The organism is Pedobacter terrae (assembly GCF_900100705.1).
In the GTDB taxonomy this organism is placed as follows: Bacteria; Bacteroidota; Bacteroidia; order Sphingobacteriales; family Sphingobacteriaceae; genus Pedobacter; species Pedobacter terrae.
Genome location: NZ_FNCH01000055.1, coordinates 1 through 1,341, shown reverse-complemented (window position 1 = coordinate 1,341; position 1,341 = coordinate 1). Strand labels below are relative to the sequence as shown.

Annotated in this window: 2 protein-coding genes; both read left to right on the top strand. The window is 39.7% G+C overall.

What is annotated here, in order from left to right:
- A partial coding sequence (locus tag BLR60_RS25015) for a hypothetical protein (RefSeq protein ID WP_090505228.1) occupies positions 1-336 on the top strand: 336 nt, incomplete at its 5' end.
- Complete coding sequence (locus BLR60_RS24560; protein ID WP_090505226.1) at positions 336-1,256, top strand: IS3 family transposase; 921 nt, start codon at positions 336-338, stop codon at positions 1,254-1,256. The genes BLR60_RS25015 and BLR60_RS24560, both read left to right, overlap by 1 nt.
- Positions 1,257-1,341: the final 85 nt, after the last annotated feature.

The window sequence follows — 1,341 nt, the reverse complement described above, 5'->3', positions numbered from 1 at the left end:
GGTGGTCGTGAATCTATCCATTCTGATAGTTTCCGAATCCAGGTTGCATTAGAATATCTGGATGGATCGTTCAGCCAATCGCAAATTGAGAAAAAATATGGACTTGCCGAAAAATCCGTATATTGTTTCGTAAATTGGTACAAAGAAAACCAGATCGCCACTATGGATCAATACCCACCTGAGCAGGAACTATGCGCCAACAGTTCCGCAGATCAACGAGCACTTGAGAAAAAATTAGCGCTTGCAGAGCTGAAAATTGCCGCACTTGAAAAAGTTATTGCGATGGCCAATCAGGAGTATAACACTGACCTTAAAAAAAAAGCTGCTACCAGGTGATGGCTGAACTACGCGGAACACGCCGATATTACAGTATTGATAATCTCTGCTGGGCATTTGGCTATACCAGACAGGCCTGGTACAACCATGTTAAAAGATCAGAACTTCAGTCCTTTCAGGAACACATCGTACTTCAAAGAATAAAAGAGATCAGAAATGATCTGCCAAAAACAGGTTGCATTAAGCTTTATAAAGAACTCAATAATGGGTTCTTGCAGACCTTAGGGATAGCTATGGGCAGAGATGCTGTATTTGAACTTGTCCGTGAAAATGGTATGCTAATAAAGACTAGAAAACGGTATGCGGTAACAACCAATTCATTTCACAGATACCGGATACATCCAGATCTGGTACAGCGCAGGCATGCGGAACGGGCGGAAGAAATATGGGTGAGCGATATTACCTACATCACTACGATGAGCGGTTTTACCTATCTGTCCCTAATTACAGATGCCTACTCAAGAAAGATAGTTGGCCATTACCTATCCACAAACCTGAAAGCTTCGGGTTGCCTAAAAGCACTTGATAAGGCGGTACTGTCCAGACTATATCCAGAAAGCAAATTGATACACCATTCTGACAGGGGAACGCAGTATTGTTGTGATGATTATGTTGGACAACTCAAAAAAAAGGAAATCAGAATCAGTATGACCCAGACTGGTAGCCCTTATGATAATGCCATCGCTGAGCGGGTTAATGGAATACTTAAAACAGAATTTGATCTCTACCAAACCTTTAAGTCATATAGCCAAGCCAGTGCAGCAATAGACCATGCAATCTATAAATATAATAACCTAAGGCTACATGCAAGTTGCAACTACCTAACACCAGAAAATACACACAATGAGCAAAAAGTAAATCAAAATAAAATAAATCAAACCCATGTAAACAAGTATCAGGAAGAAAACATAACATTGTAAACCCAATACAGTAAAAACAAATTCGATAGTAAACACAAATCAGTAATAAGACTTTTTACTGTAAACTTATTCCAGTATAGGACAT

Bases quoted from the DNA above. Each gene is read 5' to 3' on its own strand.
- BLR60_RS24560 (WP_090505226.1), top strand. From the start codon at position 336: ATGGCTGAACTACGCGGAACACGCCGATATTACAGTATTGATAATCTC.